The organism is Mycobacterium sp. IDUB_1, assembly GCF_055419625.1.
Genome location: NZ_JBVAYA010000003.1, coordinates 173,512 through 191,417, shown reverse-complemented (window position 1 = coordinate 191,417; position 17,906 = coordinate 173,512). Strand labels below are relative to the sequence as shown.

18 protein-coding genes are annotated in these 17,906 nt (G+C 68.8%); 4 read left to right on the top strand and 14 right to left on the bottom strand.

Features of this window, described 5'->3' with window-relative positions; genetic code table 11:
- Nucleotides 1-200 precede the first annotated feature (200 nt).
- The 9 genes from ACZYYX_RS18290 to secA2 all read right to left on the bottom strand — a co-directional run bounded on the left by ACZYYX_RS18290 (nucleotide 201) and on the right by secA2 (nucleotide 7,670).
- The gene (locus ACZYYX_RS18290; protein WP_463816008.1) at nucleotides 201-695 is read right to left on the bottom strand and encodes a bifunctional nuclease family protein; all 495 of its coding nucleotides are present in this window, start codon (nucleotides 693-695) and stop codon (nucleotides 201-203) included.
- A gap of 92 nt (nucleotides 696-787) precedes the next feature.
- Nucleotides 788-1,567, bottom strand: coding sequence for a transcriptional regulator FtsR (gene ftsR, locus ACZYYX_RS18285; protein ID WP_463816007.1), 780 nt, complete (start codon nucleotides 1,565-1,567; stop codon nucleotides 788-790).
- Between the two features lie 57 nt (nucleotides 1,568-1,624).
- Nucleotides 1,625-2,095 carry a glycogen accumulation regulator GarA gene (gene garA, locus ACZYYX_RS18280; RefSeq protein WP_463816006.1) on the bottom strand — a complete coding sequence of 157 codons (471 nt, stop codon included), beginning with the start codon at nucleotides 2,093-2,095 and terminating at the stop codon, nucleotides 1,625-1,627.
- Nucleotides 2,096-2,241: 146 nt separating this feature from the next.
- Entirely contained in the window at nucleotides 2,242-2,637 is a 396-nt protein-coding gene (gcvH, locus tag ACZYYX_RS18275) for a glycine cleavage system protein GcvH (protein ID WP_463816005.1), read from the bottom strand.
- 51 nt (nucleotides 2,638-2,688) lie between these two features.
- Nucleotides 2,689-3,519 carry a DUF881 domain-containing protein gene (locus ACZYYX_RS18270; RefSeq protein ID WP_463816004.1) on the bottom strand — a complete coding sequence of 277 codons (831 nt, stop codon included), beginning with the start codon at nucleotides 3,517-3,519 and terminating at the stop codon, nucleotides 2,689-2,691.
- Between the two features lies 1 nt (nucleotide 3,520).
- Nucleotides 3,521-3,853, bottom strand: a complete 333-nt coding sequence (locus ACZYYX_RS18265; RefSeq protein WP_463816003.1) for a small basic family protein — start codon at nucleotides 3,851-3,853, stop codon at nucleotides 3,521-3,523.
- On the bottom strand, nucleotides 3,850-4,728 hold the full coding sequence (locus tag ACZYYX_RS18260; RefSeq protein WP_463816002.1) for a DUF881 domain-containing protein: 879 nt from the start codon (nucleotides 4,726-4,728) through the stop codon (nucleotides 3,850-3,852). Before ACZYYX_RS18260 ends, ACZYYX_RS18265 begins: the two co-directional genes overlap by 4 nt.
- Nucleotides 4,725-5,360 carry a CDP-alcohol phosphatidyltransferase family protein gene (locus ACZYYX_RS18255; RefSeq protein ID WP_463816001.1) on the bottom strand — a complete coding sequence of 212 codons (636 nt, stop codon included), beginning with the start codon at nucleotides 5,358-5,360 and terminating at the stop codon, nucleotides 4,725-4,727. The genes ACZYYX_RS18260 and ACZYYX_RS18255 overlap by 4 nt, the downstream gene beginning before the upstream one ends.
- Nucleotides 5,361-5,369: 9 nt before the next feature.
- Nucleotides 5,370-7,670: an accessory Sec system translocase SecA2 gene (gene secA2, locus ACZYYX_RS18250; RefSeq protein WP_463816502.1), complete on the bottom strand. Its 2,301-nt coding sequence runs from the start codon at nucleotides 7,668-7,670 to the stop codon at nucleotides 5,370-5,372.
- Between the two features lie 230 nt (nucleotides 7,671-7,900).
- Between secA2 and ACZYYX_RS18245 the strand changes: the two genes are divergently transcribed.
- Both ACZYYX_RS18245 and ACZYYX_RS18240 read left to right on the top strand, forming a co-directional pair.
- Complete coding sequence (locus ACZYYX_RS18245) at nucleotides 7,901-9,796, top strand: ABC transporter ATP-binding protein/permease (RefSeq protein ID WP_463816000.1); 1,896 nt, start codon at nucleotides 7,901-7,903, stop codon at nucleotides 9,794-9,796.
- A 45-nt stretch (nucleotides 9,797-9,841) separates the two neighbouring features.
- Nucleotides 9,842-11,758 carry an ABC transporter ATP-binding protein/permease gene (locus ACZYYX_RS18240; protein ID WP_463815999.1) on the top strand — a complete coding sequence of 639 codons (1,917 nt, stop codon included), beginning with the start codon at nucleotides 9,842-9,844 and terminating at the stop codon, nucleotides 11,756-11,758.
- Nucleotides 11,759-11,761: 3 nt separating this feature from the next.
- Here ACZYYX_RS18240 and ACZYYX_RS18235 read toward each other — a convergent pair whose 3' ends face one another.
- Together ACZYYX_RS18235 and ACZYYX_RS18230 are read right to left on the bottom strand one after the other, a co-directional pair.
- The gene (locus ACZYYX_RS18235; protein WP_463815998.1) at nucleotides 11,762-13,267 is read right to left on the bottom strand and encodes an FAD-binding protein; all 1,506 of its coding nucleotides are present in this window, start codon (nucleotides 13,265-13,267) and stop codon (nucleotides 11,762-11,764) included.
- Nucleotides 13,264-13,755: a VOC family protein gene (locus ACZYYX_RS18230; RefSeq protein ID WP_463815997.1), complete on the bottom strand. Its 492-nt coding sequence runs from the start codon at nucleotides 13,753-13,755 to the stop codon at nucleotides 13,264-13,266. Before ACZYYX_RS18230 ends, ACZYYX_RS18235 begins: the two co-directional genes overlap by 4 nt.
- A 189-nt stretch (nucleotides 13,756-13,944) precedes the next feature.
- Between ACZYYX_RS18230 and ACZYYX_RS18225 the strand changes: the two genes are divergently transcribed.
- A complete protein-coding gene (locus ACZYYX_RS18225; RefSeq protein ID WP_463816501.1) occupies nucleotides 13,945-14,373 on the top strand; it encodes a hypothetical protein in 429 nt (142 codons plus the stop codon).
- Nucleotides 14,374-14,377: 4 nt separating this feature from the next.
- On the opposite strand, the gene ACZYYX_RS18220 is transcribed toward ACZYYX_RS18225, so the two are convergent.
- A complete protein-coding gene (locus ACZYYX_RS18220) occupies nucleotides 14,378-15,061 on the bottom strand; it encodes a TetR/AcrR family transcriptional regulator (protein ID WP_463815996.1) in 684 nt (227 codons plus the stop codon).
- Between the two features lie 106 nt (nucleotides 15,062-15,167).
- Here ACZYYX_RS18220 and ACZYYX_RS18215 point away from each other — a divergent pair, with 106 nt between their 5' ends.
- Complete coding sequence (locus ACZYYX_RS18215; protein ID WP_463816500.1) at nucleotides 15,168-15,635, top strand: nitroreductase/quinone reductase family protein; 468 nt, start codon at nucleotides 15,168-15,170, stop codon at nucleotides 15,633-15,635.
- Here ACZYYX_RS18215 and ACZYYX_RS18210 read toward each other — a convergent pair.
- Both ACZYYX_RS18210 and ACZYYX_RS18205 read right to left on the bottom strand, forming a co-directional pair.
- Nucleotides 15,632-16,306, bottom strand: coding sequence for an Rv1815 family serine proteinase (locus ACZYYX_RS18210; RefSeq protein WP_463816499.1), 675 nt, complete (start codon nucleotides 16,304-16,306; stop codon nucleotides 15,632-15,634). The genes ACZYYX_RS18215 and ACZYYX_RS18210 overlap by 4 nt on opposite strands.
- Before the next feature lie 181 nt (nucleotides 16,307-16,487).
- The gene (locus tag ACZYYX_RS18205; protein WP_463815995.1) at nucleotides 16,488-17,900 is read right to left on the bottom strand and encodes an NAD(P)/FAD-dependent oxidoreductase; all 1,413 of its coding nucleotides are present in this window, start codon (nucleotides 17,898-17,900) and stop codon (nucleotides 16,488-16,490) included.
- Nucleotides 17,901-17,906: the final 6 nt, after the last annotated feature.

Sequence of the window (17,906 nt, the reverse complement as noted above, 5' to 3'; positions counted from 1 at the left end):
CTCGCCGATCGAAACTCGCGTCGTCTCGTGGGCGCACGTTATCCCGGCCCGAACTTCGTTCGAGCATACGCTTGGACGCCTGCTGTGACTGCCCGTCGGAAGCAAGTATCGTCGCCGACGAGGATGCGGCCGCAAACCCGACCCGCGTGTCGAGTGCGACGAGACGCATCCGTGACCAAGAGGGGTGTTTGGAGTGCCGCTCAGGTGGCTTTGAAGTCGTCGGGCGACACCGAGTCGAGGAACTCCTTGAATTTCTCGACCTCGTCCTCGCGCACCGCGCCAGGGGCGTCGTCGTCGTTCTCGTCGGGGATCAGCAGGCCCGCTTCGGCAAGCACCGCTTCTTCCACGTAGATGGGCACCCCGACACGCAACGCGATGGCCACGGAATCCGAGGGCCGAGCGGAGACCTTGATGTCGCGATCGAAGATCAGATCCGCGTAGAACGTGCCCTCTTGCAGATCGACGATGCGGACCTCTTTGAGCGAATGCCCCAGCGCGGCAATGACATCGCGGAACAGATCGTGAGTCAGGGGCCGGGCCGGCTCGACGCCCTGCTGTTCGAGGGCGATCGCGGCGGCTTCGGACTGCCCGATCCAGATCGGCAGGTAGCGGTCACCGGTGGCCTCGCGGAGCAGCAGAACGGGCTGGTTCTGCGGCTGCTCCACACGGATTCCGACGACGCGAACCTCACCCATCTGTGCCTACCCTCCGCACCGGTGTTGCGCTGTAGCCCCGCGGCCCGACGGGGGCCGGAGGAGACGAAAACCCGTCAAGCCGAGTCTAGTCCTCAGCGATCGAGAACGTCGCGCACGGCCGATTTGATCAATGACGTGTGCAGTGTGATCGCCAGCGCCGCGACTTCCCGCGCGAGGTCGTCGGCGCGGTCACGCGCGCCGGCCTTGCCTGCCTTCACCACCGGGCCTGCGATCTGGGCGATGAGGTCGGACTGGCGGTCGGCCGCGGACCGGAAGGCCCGCAGGTGCCGTGGCTCCACTCCGTAATCGGCCAGAGCACGGGCGCATTGCGCGATCACCACCGAATGCTCGTCGAAGAACACCGTGCCCGCGCCTTTGAAGATCGGGGTGATCACCCCGGTTTTCACCAGTGAGGTGAGCAGCTCGTCGCTGACCCCGGACCGTTCCAGCAGGGTGTCCCGGGTCAGCCGCGCCTGTGCCGGGGCGGCCGTGGCGCCGCCGTAGTCGCTGCCGTGGTCGGTCTTCGCCTCACCGACCGGCATCAACCGGGTGGCGTACGCCGACGGGCTCTGCGGCAGTTCACCGTCGGGCTGCGCGTCGAGCTGCGCCTTGATGACCTTCAGCGGCAGGTAGTGGTCGCGCTGCGCCGTGAGGATGAACCGCAACCGCGCACAGTCGTACGCGGTGAACCGGCGGTAGCCCGACGCCGTGCGTTGCGGCGTCACCAGACCCTCGGCTTCCAGGAAACGGATCTTGCTGATCGTGACGTCGGGGAAGTCGGCACGCAGCGTGTCGAGGACGACCCCGATCGACATCCCGGCCAGGGCTTCGGCACGCGCACCGTCCGGTCCCGAAGCCTCAGGGTGGGTCATCGATGATCGTCGCCGCGATGCAGTGTCAGGTGCCGGGGTCGGTGAGAGGTCGCCGGGTCAGTCGGAGCTGCCGTCGACGCCCTTGGGACCGGTCAGGAAGACCAGGCGGAACTTGCCGATCTGGACCTCGTCGCCATTGGCCAGCACGGCCGAGTCGACGGGCTCGCGGTTGACGTAAGTGCCGTTGAGGCTGCCGACGTCGACGACCTGGAACTCGCCGCCCTCGAGGCGGAACTCCGCATGCCGGCGACTCACGGTGACGTCGTCGAGGAAGATGTCACTGTCGGGGTGGCGGCCCGCCGAGGTGGTGGGCTGGTCGAGAAGGAAGCGCGAGCCGGCGTTCGGCCCGCGCTTGACCACGAGCAACGCCGATCCGACGGGCAGGCCCTCCACTCCGGAGACCGCGCTCTCGCCGCTTGCGGCGGGCGGAGCGTCGAGCTCGTTGAGGAAGTCGGCACGGAATACCGAAGTCGTTTCCACGGTGACTTCGTCAGAGTCGGCCCCCGAAGTGAAGTCTTTTTCCGTCACCCGCTGCTCCTTACTGGCTGCTGTGGCGATCTCCGGCCGGGACCTCCAGCTGTCTCGCCGCTGGTGTCGACCGTACCGCGCAGCGGACCCCATTGGGTCCACCACGGCCGGATTCGCTTACTGGTCGACTGCGACCCTAACAACCCTCAGTCGGTCACGTGGGCGCGGTAGGCCTCCGCGTCGAGCAGAGAGGACAGGGCGGCCTGCATCGACTCGGTGTCTGCCTGCAGTTCCACCAGCCAGCCGCCGCCGTAGGGGTCCGAGTTGACCAGTTGCGGGTCGGCGTCGAGATCGGTGTTGACGGCGACGACCGTGGCGGTGACGGGGGCGTAGAGGTCCGACACCGACTTGGTCGATTCGACCTCCCCGAAGGACTCTCCGGCGGTGATCTCCGCACCCACGTCGGGCAGCTGGACGAACACCACGTCGCCCAGCGCCGACTGGGCGAAATCGGTGATGCCGACGCGCACCGTGTCGTCGCCCGTCTTCGCCACCCACTCGTGTTCTTCGGTGTAGGACAGGTCGGCGGGGATCTCGGTCACTGTGCTCCTCGGCTCCAAGGTTCTCGGTTGTTCGCGACCCAGGCGGTCACGTCATTTGACGGGCTGAGCGTATTGGCGGGGTTTCGGTTGCCGCAAGGCAGTGACGTCGACCCGGTCGGACTGTTGTATCACCATCGATCCGCCGACGCGTTCGATGCTGTCCATCGCGCCGCCCGGAATGTTCATCGCCGCCGCTAGCGTGGGCGGATCCCCAATGGCGACAACCGAATACGTCGGGCTGAGGGTGGTGGAGTCCACCACGAGAGCGCCGGCGGCGCCGACGACCCAGGTGTCGACACCGATCCGCACCGCGGCCTGTCCACCGCCATCGGTTCCGCTACCGGAGCCGCCGCGGATCTCCATCGCCTCGGCGCCGGCCGCGCGCAGCTCGTTGATGACGTCGAGCATCGTGTCGGCGGCCACCCCCGATGACGGATCGGCGATCGTGAGGGTCACCCCCGGCCCGGTCGCGGGCACGGTGCCGATCAGGATCGACAGAGCGGCCAGGCGAGCGCGGGCGTTCTCGATCGCTGCTTGATCGCTACTGCCCGAGGCCTGCAGTTCCGACAGCGTGCGCTGCAGCTCGGTCACCTCGGAGTTCAGCGCGGCTTCCCGCTGCTGCAGCGAATCCAGCAGCACGAGCAGGTCGGCGGGCCGGGCGGTGTCCAGGGCGTCGCCGGAATCGGTCTGGCGCACCTGGGTGGCGATCGCGATGCCCAGGACCAGGCACAGCAGCACGGCCAGCACGCCGAACACGCCGCTGCGGGGGTGGCGCAACCGGCCCAACGCAGACGTGTGCGCGGCGGGCGGCATCTCGTGACGGCCGTGATGGTCGGCCGGGTGGTCTGCCTGGTCCTCGTCGTTGTTCTGGGCCTCGCCCATCTCAGGCTCCGAACAGTCGGCGCCGCAGTGCCGCGGCGTTACCGAAGATCCGGATTCCCAGCACCACGATGATCGCGGTGGAGAGCTGTGTGCCCACCCCGAGCTGGTCTCCGACGTACACGATCAGCGCGGCCACCAGCACGTTGAACACGAACGACACCACGAACACCTTGGCGTCGAAGATGTGCTCCAGATAGGCGCGCAACCCGCCGAACACGGCGTCCAGGGCAGCGACGACCGCAATCGGCAGATAGGGCTGGATCACCTCCGGCACGCTGGGGTGGAACACGACACCGATGACGATGCCGACGACCAGGGCGACGATTCCGATCACTGCAGTCCTTTGGCGAAGGTGAGGTCTCGTACGGAGCCGGCCGGCAGGGTCAGGCCGTCGCCGGCGGCCACCGTGACGCCCACGTCGTAGGAGGCCTCGAGCAGCCGCAGCCGCTGCAGGCCGGAGCTGCGGTCGAACGCGTCGGCCATGGCGTGCGGCGGTCCGACTGCGAGCACGGCGTAGGGGCTGCTGATCGGTTGATTGTCGACGAGGATGCCGCCGCCTGCCTGGCGGATCGTCACGTTGGGGCCGATGCGGACGCCGCCCACCGAGATCGCCTCGGCACCGGCCAGCCACAGCGAGTTGACCACCAGCTGCAGATCCCGGTCGAGGATCACCTGCCTGCTGCCCTCGACACGCTGTTTGGACACGTCGGTCAGGTCGCGGGTGACGCCGGGGTCGGTCACGGTGACGGTGAGGCCGGGCCCGATCACCGGTGTCGCGGCCGCGGCGAAACTCGCCTGGTCGAGCTCGCCGAGCAGCTGTCGGCCCGACGCGTCACCGGCGAGCCGGCTGCGCCGCAGTGCGTCGGCGTCGGCGGCCAGGCTGTTGCGCTGCGCGGTCAGCTCCCGAGTCTCTGCTTCGGCGCCGCGCACGCTGGCGACCAGGACCTGCTGGGATTCGCGCACGCCGGGCTCGGTCGCCCGCGCCTGCGACCAGGCGAATGCGAACACCGCCGCGACCAGCGCCGCCGCCGCCACCTGCCACAGCCGGTCGGTGCGGGCCCGTGGCGACTGCGCGGCGGCGGCGTAGCCCGCATCGAGGTGTTCGGACAGCAGCGAGCGCAGCAGCGACGGCACCGGGATCAGCGTCGGCGCCCCCGCCCGGTGCGCGTTGCGCCCCGACGACGGGTCGAAGCCACCCAGCTGCGTCACGGTGCCTGCACCCCGGCGCCCCCGAATCTGGAGCGCGGCATCGACCGCGCGACCATGCCGACCTGGATCAGGTACAGCACCCCCGACCACAGGTACATCGCCGTGCCCCAGATCACGAAGCCCCAGCCGAACGCGAGCACCGGCGGCTGCCAGACCGCGTCGCCCTGCCCGAGCAGCACCAGCGGCAGGCCCGACATCAGCGCGAACGTCGCGGCCTTGCCGATGTAGGTGACCGGAAGCGCGGTCAATCCGCGGCTGCGCAGCAGCGGCAACGTCGTCGCCAGCACGACGTCGCGGCCCAGCAGCGTGATCACCAACCACCAGGGCACGACACCGGCCAGCGCCAACGCGATCGGGATGACGATCATGTAGATGCGGTCCACGGCGGGGTCGAGCAGCGCGCCCAGCCGCGACGACTGGTTGTCGAACAGCCGGGCGATCTTGCCGTCGGCCCAGTCGGACGCACCGCTGAACATCAACACCGCCACCGCCCAGCCGGTGTTGTGCGTGACCAGCAGCAGCACCAGGAACACCGGAACGAGGACGAGCCGCAGCACCGACAACACGTTCGGGATCGTCAGCACCCGGTCGGGCGGTGCCGGGGTGTCCCCCGGTTGAGACCCGCGAGCCATGCGTAGAACCTAGCGGAACACCCCGGGCAAACTCAGCGCTGACAGGGTGTCGTCGTTGAGCGGGTTGTCGTGCACCATGTACGTCCAGGTCGACGTCGGGCGCGCCAGCTTGGACAGATCCACCCCGGGCTCGTCCTCGATCGACGGCGCGGTGTCGAACGTCTGCTGGGCGGCCTCGATCGCGTCGGCGGCCAGCGAGCCGAACGCGTCGACGGCGAGGCGGTGGAATTCGTCGAGTGGGTTCTGCCGTCCCAGCGCGCGCAGGTGGATGCTCTCGCGGATGTCGGCCAGGTAGGACAGGTGATCGGCCCAACCGCGGTCGAGGTGGTAGAGCATGATCAGCCGGCAGATCTTCTCCAGCTTCGCCTCACCCCCCTCGCCCAGCTGCTCGAGCAGCTCCTCGTAGCGCTGCGGCGACAGTGCGGCCAGCTCCTCGCGGGCAGTTGCGGTGCGCAGCAACGCTTCTCGGCGCTCGACCAGGATGGCGCGCTGCTGGGCGATCAACTGGTTGTAGCGCCAGGTGTTGGCGTGCACGTCGAGCAGGCGGCCCTCGGCGACGCGTTGGGCGTGTTCGAGCAGCGTCGCGGCCTTCGGGCTGAGCACCTTGCCGTCGGAGTCGCAGTCCAGCGGCAGCTTGCCGGCGTCGAGGTGCGAGACCACCACGTCGTCCTCCCAACTGGAGAAGAACACCGTCGAGCCGGGGTCGCCCTGGCGCCCGGCACGGCCGCGCAGCTGGTTGTCCAGCCGCTCGGTGTGGTGGCGGCCGGTGCCGATCACGTGCAGGCCACCCAACTCGGCGACGGCATCGTGGTCCTTCTCGTCGGAGCCGCCGAGCCGGATGTCGGTGCCGCGTCCGGCCATCTGCGTCGACACCGTGACCACGCCGAGTGCGCCGGCCTCGGCGATCACGGCCGCCTCTTCGGCGTCGTTCTTGGCGTTCAGCACGACCGCGGGGACACCGGCCTTGACCAGCCGCCGGTGCAGATCCTCGGATTCGGCGACATCGCGGGTGCCGACGAGGATCGGTTGGCCGGTCTCGTGGACGGTCGCGATGTGGTCGAGGACTGCTTCGTTGCGTGCGGCGGCGGTGACGTAGACGCGGTCGGGTTCGTCTTCGCGGATGTTGGGGGTGTTCGGCGGGATCGGCGACACGCCGAGCTTGTAGAACTGACGCAGCTGTTCACCGGCGGCCAGCGCGGTGCCGGTCATGCCGCACACCGTCGGGTAGCGGTTGATCAAGGCCTGGACGGTGATGGTGTCGAGCACCTCTCCCGTCTCGGTGGTCTCGATGCCTTCTTTCGCCTCGACGGCGGCCTGCAGTCCGTCGGGCCAGCGCTGCAGCGTCGCGATGCGGCCGCGGGAGGCGTTGATCAGGTGCACGGCGTCGTCGCGGACGATGTAGTGCACGTCGCGTTGCAGCAGCACGTGCGCGTGCAGCGCGACGTTGATCTCGGTCAGCGTGGTGGCGACGTGCTCTTCGGAGTAGAGGTCGATACCGCCGAGTTTGGCTTCGATCTTCTGGGCGCCGGACTCGGTGAGGTGGACGTTGCGGCCCTCGGCATCGGTGGCGTAGTCGACGCCGTCGACGAGCTCGCCGACGAACCGGATCAGGTCCAGCCGCGGGGACTCGCGGTGGCTGGTGCCTGCCAGCACCAGCGGCACCAGCGCCTCGTCGACGAGGACGGAGTCGGCTTCGTCGATGAGGGCGACGTCGGGGTTGGGCGACACCAGGTCGGCGACATCGGTGACCAGCTGGTCGCGCAGCACGTCGAAGCCGATCTCGTTGACCGAGGCGTAGGTGACGTTGCACTGGTAGGCGGCGCGGCGTTCCTCGGCGGTGGAGTCGGCGGTGATCCAGCCGACGGTCAGGCCCATGGCCTCGATCAGCGGCGCCATCCACTCGGCGTCGCGGCGGGCAAGGTAGTCGTTGATCGTGATGACGTGCACGCTGCGGCCGGCGAGTGCGTAGCCGGCGGCGGCGATCGCGCCCGAGAGCGTCTTGCCTTCACCGGTGGCCATCTCCACGACGTCGCCGGCGAGCATCCGCTGCGCGCCCAGCAGCTGGACGTCGAAGGCGCGCAGGCCGGTGGTGCGTTCGGATGCTTCGCGCGCGATCGCGAGGAACTGCGGGATGTCGGCCGAATCCGCGAGGTCCTCGAGCTGCAGCAGGGTGGCCGCCTTGGTCAGCTTCTCGTCGTCGAGGTCGGCGGCTTTGGCGTCGAAGTCCGCGGCCGCCCGGACCTGGTCCATCGAGCGGCTCTGGTCGCGATCTGTGCTGGCCCCGAGCATTTTCCAGAAGCGTCCCGACATGCGCCCGCCGGATTTCTTGGACTGCGCAGAATTGGAGGCGGGGGCAGACGTTTTCGATGAGGTGCGTGCCACACGATCACGGTACGCGGACGGGGTGGGATTCCCGGCCGTGACTCCCGCCACCCAGAAATCGCGGTGCTGGTCGTCCAGCCCGCGCGTTGTCCGCGGTGGCGCCGCAGCACTGCGGTAACTTCGCGCAGACCGGGCAGTGCCGAAGGGGGGTGCGTCGCGTGGACACCAAGCCGTTCGCGCCGACGCTGGCCTGGAGCCGGGAATGGCTCAACTCCGCGATCTGGGTGTCGACGGCGTTCTTGGTGACCGCGCTGTGTCTGGCGGTGGTCCTCATCGCACTGGGCCGCTTCACCGAGTGGGGCAGGCAGTTCTGGCGGGTCACCGGCGGGTACTTCACGGGCCGCCCCAGCCTTCGGGTCTGGGCGGTGGTCGCGCTGCTGCTGCTGTCGGTGATCATCTCGGTGCGCATCAACGTGCTGCTGACCTACTACGTCAACGATCTGTTCACCGCATTGCAGATCGCGTTCTCCTCAGGCCCGGACCGGTCCAGCGGTATCGCCGGGTTCTGGGCCACGATGGTGGTCTTCGCGGTGCTCGCCGGGTGCTACATCGTGCGACTGCTGCTCGACATGTACGTGACGCAGCGGTTCATCATGCGGTGGCGAATCTGGTTGAGCCAGCGGTTCATCGACGGCTGGCTGGGCGATCTGGCCTACTACCGGGCCCAGTTCGGCAGCCGGCCGATCGACAACCCCGACCAGCGCATCCAGCAGGACGTCGACGTGTTCACCACCGGGGTCGGCGGGGAGACCAACAATCCGATCTTCACGTCGGGCAACACGCTGCTGTTCGGTGCGGTCGAAGCGGTGCTCTCGGTGCTGTCGTTCGGGGTGATCCTGTGGCAGCTCTCCGAGCCGCTGACCGTGGGCGGGGTGACGCTGCAGCGCGCTCTGTTCTGGATCGTGCTGGTGTACGTGCTCGTGGCCACGGTGGTCGCGTTCGCGATCGGGCGCCCGCTGATCCGGCTCAGCTATCTGAACGAGTTGCGCAACGCGGGCTTCCGGTACGCGCTGGTGCGAGTGCGTGAGGGTGGCGCGGCGATCGGGCTCTACCGCGGTGAAGCAGCCGAGCGCAGGGTGCTGGGCAGGCGCCTCGACGGCGTGATGGACAACTACCGGCACTGGCTGAACCGGATGATGCTGTTCTTCGGGTGGAACGTGTCGATGAGTCAGGCGATCAACCCGCTTCCGTGGCTGGTGCAGGCTCAAGGTCTGTTCGCACAGCGGATCTCGTTCGGCGGGGTGTGGCAGTCCTCGAACGCGTTCGCCGCGATCCACGACAACCTGTCGTTCTTCCGCAACGCCTACGACCAGTTCGCCAGCTACCGCGCGGCGATCATCCGGCTCGACGGGTTGGCCGACCAGAACGAGCGGGCGGGCCGGTTCACCCCGGTACGTCCGTCGGATTCCCCGGACGGGCGCCTGGAGGTGTCGGGCGTCGCCGTGCGCCGGCCCGATGGCAGCCCGTTGCTGCACCCGCTCGACGTCGCACTCGAACCCGGTGAGTCACTCGTCGTCACAGGCCCGTCGGGCATCGGCAAGTCGCTGCTGATGGCCAGCCTGGCCGGGGTGTGGCCGTACGCCTCGGGCGAGGTGCGCCTCCCCGGCGGGCGCGACGGTGCGATGTTCGTGCCGCAGCTGCCCTACCTGCCGTTGGGTGATCTGCGGACCGCGGTCGCCTATCCGCACCCGCCGGACACCTATGACGACGCCGCGATGCAGTCCGCGCTGCGCGATGTGGCGTTGCCGCACTTGATGATCAGGCTGGCCGAGGCGCAGGACTGGGCCAAGGTGCTCTCGGTCGGCGAGCAGCAGCGCATCACGTTCGCCCGGGTGCTGTTGGCACAACCGCGCGCGGTGTTCCTCGACGAGTCCACCGCGGCGCTGGACGAGGGACTCGAGGAGATGTTGTACCGCCTGCTGCGGGAGCGGCTGCCGGACACGATCGTGGTCAGCGTGAGCCACCGGGCCACCGTGCATCCGCTGCACGACCGTCGGCTCTCGCTGGTCGGTGACGGCCAGTGGCGGCTGGAGCGACGCGCCTCGTCGGGTTGACGCCTCCGCCACGCCGCGGGCAGGTTGGCGCGGTACCTTGCCCGCATGGAGGAATTGTTCACCCCGACGCTGGACTGGGGTAGTGAACTGTGGACCTCGCTGTGGTGGATCGCCAAGGCCTGGGCGATCGCGGCGGCGTCCACGCTGGTCGTGCTGCTGCTGATCGGCCGGTTCACGAATTGGGGTCGGCAGTTCTGGCGGATCACGGGTGGTTACTTCACCGGACGCGACAGCATCAAGGTCTGGGCCTTTCTCGCCGTCCTGCTCGCCTCGGTGATGATCAACGTGCGCCTCGACGTTCTGTTCACCTATCAGAGCAACGATCTGCTGACCAGCTTCCAGGTCGTCGTGCAGGGCCTGACGTCGGACAACGAGGAGGTGAGGCAATCCGGCATCGACGGGTTCTGGTCGACGATCGTCATCTTCAGCATCCTGGCGGCGCTGTCGATCACGCAGCTGCTGCTCGACATGTACCTGTTCCAGCGGTTCTGCCTGCGCTGGCGTGCCTGGCTGACCGATCGGCTGACCGGTGACTGGCTGACCGGCCGCGCTTACTACCGGGCCCGGTTCATCGACGAGACGATCGACAACCCGGACCAGCGCATCCAGTCCGACATCGACATCTTCACCGCGACCAACGGTCCGCAGCCCAACCTGCCGTACTACGGCTCGAGCAATTCGCTGCTGTTCGGCGCGATCTCGGCGGTCACCTCGGTGCTTTCGTTCACGCTGATCCTGTGGAATCTGTCGGGCCCGTTGACCGTCGCCGGGATCACGCTGCCGCACGCCATCTTCTGGATCGCGATCATCTACGTGCTGTTCGCCTCGATCATCGCGTTCTGGATCGGCCGTCCGATCATCGGTCTGTCGTTCCTCAACGAGAAGTACAACGCCGCCTTCCGATACGCGCTGGTGCGGTTGCGTGATGCGTCGGAGGCGGTCGCGTTCTACCGCGGTGAGGTCGCCGAGCGCACCGGACTGCGCAAGCTGTTCGCGCCCGTCGTGACGAACTACCGCCGGTACGTGAACCGGTCGCTGCGGTTCAACGGCTGGAACTGGTCGATGGGCCAGCTCATCGTGCCGCTGCCCTATCTGGTGCAGTTCCCGCGGTTCGCCTCCGGCGAGATCCCGCTGGGCGCGCTGAACCAGTCGGCGTCGGCGTTCGGCGCGATCCAGGGCGGCCTGTCGTTCTTCCGCAACGCCTATGACCTGTTCGCCGGCTACCGTGCCGCGATCATCCGTCTCGACGGCCTGGTCACCGCCGACGAGCAGGGCCGGGCGTTGCCGCACCTCGACGTCGCCGGCTGCACCGGCCAGAACGTCACGCTCGAGAACGTCGAGGTCCGCACCCCGGACGGCAAGCAGCTCCTCGACCCGGTGAACCTCCGCCTGGAGCCGGGCGAATGCCTGATGATCACCGGCAAGTCGGGCACCGGCAAGACCACGCTGCTGCGCAGCCTGGCCCAGCTGTGGCCGTTCACTTCCGGCCGGTTGACCTATCCGATCGACGAGAACGAAACCATGTTCCTGTCGCAGATGCCGTACGTGCCGCTGGGCGATCTGCGTGCGGTGGTGTCCTACCCCAACAAGGAGGGCGACATCAGCGACGACGCAGTGCGCGAGGCGCTGCACAAGGTCGCCCTCCCCCATCTGGTCGACCGGCTCGACGAGGTGCAGGACTGGGCCAAGGTGCTGTCCCCGGGTGAGCAGCAGCGCATCGCGTTCGCGCGCATCCTGCTGACCCGGCCCAAGGCGGTGTTCCTCGACGAGTCCACCTCAGCGCTCGACGAGGGCCTGGAGCTGACCATGTACCAGCTGGTGCGTACCGAGTTGCCCGACACGATCCTGGTCAGCGTCAGCCACCGCAGCAGCCTGCAGCGCCACCACACCCGCGAGCTCAAGCTGCTCGGTGGAGGCGCGTGGGAGCACGGGTTGATCGGCGGGGAGCCCGCGCGGGTCTGACCGCTACACGGCGGCCGTGCTGGCGGCGGCCCGGGTGGCGGCGTGCCGCCCGGCCCGGCGGCCGAAGAACGACCCCTCACCCAGTTGGGTTCCGCTCGCGTAGCCCCTGCCGTCCTGGGCGATGTTCGACGCACAGGCCCCGGCTGCGTAGAGGCCTGCGACCGCGCTGCCGTCGGAGCGCAGCACCTCGCCGTCGATGGAGACCTTGAGACCGCCCATCGTGAACCCGGAGTACATGGCGCGGCCCAGGGACAGGTCGAACGCAGCCCACGGTCCCTGGTCCTGCACGGCGACGTACTCGGGCTGCTTGTGGAAGTCGGGATCCTCGCCGCGGGCGGCGCCCGCGTTGTAGCGGTCCAGCGTGGCTGCGAGGTTGCCGGCCGGGATGCCCAGTGCCTCCTCCATCTCGGCCACTGTCTCCCAGCCGTCGATGAACTTGATGAGCGGCATCTCGGGCATCTGCATGTGCGCCTCGTCGACGATCAGGTAGGCCACCTGATCGGGTTGTTCGAGGACGAACGCCGAGGTGCGGGCGTGGTAGGAGTCCTCGGCGACGAACCGCTGACCGTCGGCGTTGACGATGACGCCGGTGAGCAGGATCTCCGGCGGGTACGCGGCGGCGGTGATGAACAGCTCGTTCATGTGGGTGGCCACGCCGCCGGCCGAGACGCCGAGCCCGATGGCCAGGCCGTCGTCGTTGGGGTTGCCCAGGATGTAGGGGGCGACGGTGCCGTGGTGCTTGGTCTTACGTTCGGTGCCCAACGCCGGGGTGTACTCGGCCACCAGCTCGGCGTTCATCGCGAAGCCGCCCGCGGCGATCACGACCGCCTTGGCCCTGATGTCGCCGGTCTCGCCGAAGTGCCTCCAGCGCACCCCGGCCACGGCTCCGGTGTCGTCGATCACCAGTGCGGTCGCCCCGGTCTCGTAGCGGAACTGCACACCGAGCTCGCCGGCGCGGGCGACCAGCAGATCGATCACCATCCCTGCTCCCCCGAGTTCGCCGGGTACGGGAACGGAGTGCCCGCGCGGCGCGGGGACGGCCTGCTCACAGAACGGCCACACCTTCTCGTTGCCGGTGTAGGAGAGGCCCTCGGTGCCCGGCGGCACGACGACCTTGCCGGGGTAGTAGCTGCGTTCGAATTGGAAGCCGAGGGCCTCCAGCCAGTCGAAGTGCTCGACGCTGTCGTCGCAGTAGGCGCGGATCTTGTCGTGCTCGGGGTCTCGGGACTGCGAGACGAGGTACTTGTACATCTCGTCCGGCGAGTCCGGGTGGCCGGTGGCCTGCTGCACGGCGGTGCCGCCGCCGAGGTAGAAGTGGCCACCCGCCATGGAGGTGGTGCCGCCGGCGGCGGCCGCCTTCTCCAGCACGAGCACCCGCGCGCCGGCGGAGGCGGCGCTGACGGCGGCGCAGCCGCCGGCGATGCCGAACCCGATGACGATGACGTCCACGTCATCGGACCAGGAGGTGACGTCAGCGGCGCGGACGGTGTCGGGGGTGGGCAAGCTCACTTCTGCTCCTGTTTGATGTGGTCGAAGAATGCGGCGAGTTCGTCGGGGATGTAAGCGATTTCGGTGTAGGGCACGCCGGCATCGGGGGCTTCGAGGTAGGCGAACCGCATGCCCGCCATGGCGCCCGCCATCGCGACCGGGGTGCCGTTGCGTTCGGCGGCGTCGACTGCCGCGTCGAACGATTCGAGATCCGGGGCGGCGCGGCAGACGTGGTGCAGGCCGGGGCCGCTGCGGTCGAGGAATTCGGTGTAGATGCTCTGCCCGCGCACCGGTGCGATGACCTCCAGCTGGGTGTCCCCCGCGTAGCTCAGCGCGACGTCGGCGACGTGGTCGGCGGGCCGGCCCCGGTAGGTGCAGGAGTCCGGGCCGAAGTGCACGCCCGGCATGTGCACCCAGGTGCGCGCCCCGAGCAGTGCAGTCAGTGCCGCTTCTGTGGCGTCGAGGTCACGGGTCACCCAGGCAATCTGGACAGGTGTCTGGTCAAGCATCGAGTCGAGAATATCGTCACCCGACCCCTCGTGCTAGAACGTGTTCTATTTCGGCGAGCTAACGGCATCGCCCGCCGCCGCGATAGTCCAGGCATGCGCACCTCGGCCCTGTTTGCCGCACCCGTGCTGGCCTGTGCCGGCCTGCTCGCCGGCGCCGCCCCCGGACTCGCCGCCCCGTCGGAGGTCGACGTGACCGCGTATCCGGCGGTCGACCCGGCGCCGTATCAGGTGTTCGGCGCGCATCCGAGCATGTCCGGGTGGATCTTTCGCACCCCGTCGGGCGTCCGCTGCCAGGACAGCCTGATCCCCGACCTCGGCATCTTCTGCTCAGGTCCGCTGGCGGGCACCGACGCCACGACGGTTTCGGTGTCGCTGACCAACGCGGCGATGTTCACCGAGGACGGCGTGGGACCCGCAGAGGCCTTGCCGCCATTGCTGCCGGCGGGCTCGCGGTTCGACGCGGGCAACGGCGTCGTGTGCGCCGTCCCGGACACCGAGACGCTCGCCTGCCATGCGGCCAAGCCCGCGTCCTGGCCGGCGGACACCGTCGATCCGCCGGATCGTCACTACGGGGAGCACGGCTTCGTCACGTCGCCGGACGGCAGCCGGGGTTACTGAGTCATCATCTCTGAGTCATCATCTCGGTGAGCAGCTGCACCTGGACGTCGAAGATCATCGCGGGGTCGGTCAGCGTGTCGGCGCCGTACTGACCGAAGACGTCGAGGCTGATCGCACCGACGAGCGCGGCCCAGAGCAGGAAGCACCGGCTGAGCGTCGCGTCGTCGAGTGCGAGCCCGAACTCGGCCGTGAGTTTGCTGAAATCTGCTGAGAGTGCCTGTGGTACAGCAGTTTCGGACTCACTGATCGCACCGATTTTCACCGCGGAGTCGACGATGCCGAACAGCGTGCCGATCACCCGGGTGCCCGGCCCGACAGTGCGTTCTGCGGGTGCGTGGTAGCCGGGCACCGGACTTCCGTAGAGCAACGCCCAACAGGCCGGTTGGTCGACAGCCCAGCTTCGTGCCGCACGTGCGACGGCGGCGAGCTGGGAGCGCCAGTCCGGCGCCGCGGCGCGATGCGCCTCGTCGACGGCGTCGGCGAGCTCGGTGTAGGCGTCGATCAGCAGCAGCGTCAGCAGTTCGTCGCGGCTGGCCACGTAGCGGTACACGGCGGAGGAAACCATGCCGAGGTCGCGGGCGATCGCACGCAGCGACAGCCCGGCGGCGCCGTCGGTGATCAGGTGGCGCCGGCCGATCTCGATGATCTGTTTCTCGACACGCGCGCGGCTGTCCTCACGTTTCCCCACGGTCGCCAGTGTGACACGTCCGAGAGCACTGCTCTTGAATTTCAGCGCGATCCGTGTCACCGTTGTGAGAGCAGTGCTCTCTAATCCGACGATCGAGGAGATCGACATGACCCACCGCCACATCGCCCGTCGCTCCACCACCCGCTATGACGCCCCGGGACCGGCTGCTCGCCTGGTGAACAGCGCGATCCGTTGGCTCGCCGAGCGTGGCGTGAGCATCCAGGGCAGTACCGCGCTGCGGGTGCGGGGGCGCGCCAGCGGCGAGCCACGGCAGGTGGTGATCAACCTGCTGACGGTCGACGGCCGTGACTACCTGGTCTCACCGCGCGGCAACACCCAGTGGGCGCGCAACGTGCGCGCAGCGGGCGACGTCGAGACCGGCCCGCGCCGGAACTCGCGCCGACGCGACGCGGTCGAGGTTGCCGACGATGCGAAGCCCGCCCTGCTGCGCCCGTACCTCGATCGGTGGTACTGGCAGGTCAAGGGCCACATCGGCGGACTGACACCAGCATCGACCGAGGAGCAGTTGCGCGCGGTGGCGCCGTCGATCCCGGTCTTCGCGCTGTCGCCCTAGGGCTGGGCGGAGACCGGCGTGATCTCCGCGGAGGCCGCCGAGATGGTGTCCGCGCGGGCCTCGGCGCTCGCGGTCTGCCAGGAGACGGCGGCCGGGTAGGTGCCCCACGTGCTGTTGAACACCCCGATCAGGACGGTGCGGCCGTCAGGCGTCGTGGTGTACACCGGCCCGCCGGAGTCACCCTTACGGCTGACGACACCGTTGGCCATCGTGAACCAGCCGTTGTTGACGGCCTCCACCGTGCCGCAGCTCTCCCCCGTCACCACGCCGAAGTGGCAGACCGGCATACCCGCCACCGGCAGCACCGCGGGATCGGTGACCAACACCTTGCCCGACGGCAGCACGTTGTTGACCTTCGCCGACGGCAGCAGATGGATGACTTCCCAGTCAGCGATCTGATGGTTGGTGTCGACGGTCATGCCATCGGGGGTGTTGTCGCGGTAGGAGCCCTGGGTGCCGATCACGGTGCCCGTCTTGTCGGTGACGGTGCCCGAGGCGCGGCAGTGTCCAGCGGTGAAGGCGGTGCGGGTGGCGGGGTCGACGTATCCGAGGGTGCACAGCACCGAGTCCTGGTGGATCTCCATGCCGGGGAAGACCAGTGGGTCGGGCTGCGCGGCGGCGGGGGCCGTGGGGACCAGCAGCGCCAGCAGGGCCAGCGCCGCAGCCGTCATGGCTTGGCGCGGCGGCACACGCTTCGGCAGTCGGTTCAGCACGGCCCCTCCACTCTCCCCGGGTGAGTTCTCGGCGACCGCCGCGCTCACGGTGGGAAAGAGATACCCCCGCGCGCTGACGGTGTAACTGGCTCATCGCGGGTCGATAACGAGGCGTTACATCAGGTCGCGGGGTCGAGGGTCAGGAATCGAAGCCGAGTCCCACCGCGTCGAGTCCGCGCAGCAGCAGGTTGCGCCGTCCGCCGTTGTGGTCGGCACGGTCCAGCGACCAGCGGGTGGCCTGGATGCCTGCGCTGGCGATCGGTTCGGGCGGGAAGGGCATGGGCTTGCGACGCACCATCTCCAACCGGGTGCGGGGGGTGGAGAGCCCGTCGAGCAGGTCGAGGCAGACGTCGGCGGCGAAGCGTGCCGCTCCGACACCGAGCCCGGTGAAGCCGTTGACGTAGGCGACGCGACCGTCGCGCGCGGTACCCCAGTGCGCGCAGAACCTTGTGTTGGTGTCGATCGCGCCGGCCCACCGATGGGTGAAGCGGACGTCCTCGAGCGAGGGGAACGTGAGGAAAAAGTGTGCGGCCAGCCGGCCGTAACTCTCGGTGCGGTCCTCGTAGCTGGCTTTGACCTTGCGCCCGAAGTGGTAGACGGCGTCGTATCCGCCCCACACGATGCGGTTGTCCATCGTGAGGCGGTAGTAGTGGAATTGGTTGGCCGAGTCGCCGATCCCCTGCCGGTTCCGCCAGCCGATGCGGTCGAGTTGGGCGTCGGTGAGCGGTTCGGTGGCCAGCACGTAGTCGTAGACCGGCACGGTGTGCAGCCGGTTGCGGCGCAGCAGGCTGGGAAAGACGTTGGTGGCCAACACGATCTGGCGACACGTCACCGCCGGGCCGTCGGTGTCGACGCGCAGTGCCGCTCCGCCGGAGTGGATCTGGCGTGCGGTCGTGTGCTCGAAGATCTCCACGCCGGCCTCCTGGCAGGCGCGGGCGAGTTCGAGTGCCAGCTTCGCGGGATTGACGATCGCGCAGTCCTCGGCGCTGTAGAGGCCCGCCAGATACGTGGGTGAGGCGACTTCGGCACGCACCGCGGCGGTGTCGAGGAACTGTCCGTGGGCGGGCGCGGACTCCGAGAGCCACTCCACCTGGTGGGGTTCGGTGGCCACCGTGAGCATGCCGGTGCGCTGCCATTCGGTGTCCAGGCCGAGTTCGGCGATCTCGGCCTGCATGCCCTCGAGGTTCTCGTTGCCGAGCGCCTCGAGGGTGTCGATCTCGTCGGGCCAGCGGGACTTCCCGTTCTCGTAGCCGTGGGTCAGGCTCGCGTCGACGAAGCCGCCGTTGCGGCCGGAGGCAGCCCACCCGATGCGATCGGCTTCGATGAGCACGACACGGCGGTCGGGGTGGCGCCGTGCAGCATGCAATGCGCTCCACAGACCGGTGTAGCCACCGCCGACCACCAGCAGGTCGGCGGTCAGCGGCCCCGTCAGCGGCGAATGATCCGGGCGCTGCACCGCACCGGGGTCCAGCCACACCGAGCCCAGCGTGCTGCCGGACAGGGACCGGTCCACCAGAGAGGGGTCGACGGGGGTGTCGAAGACTGTCTGCACTCCGCG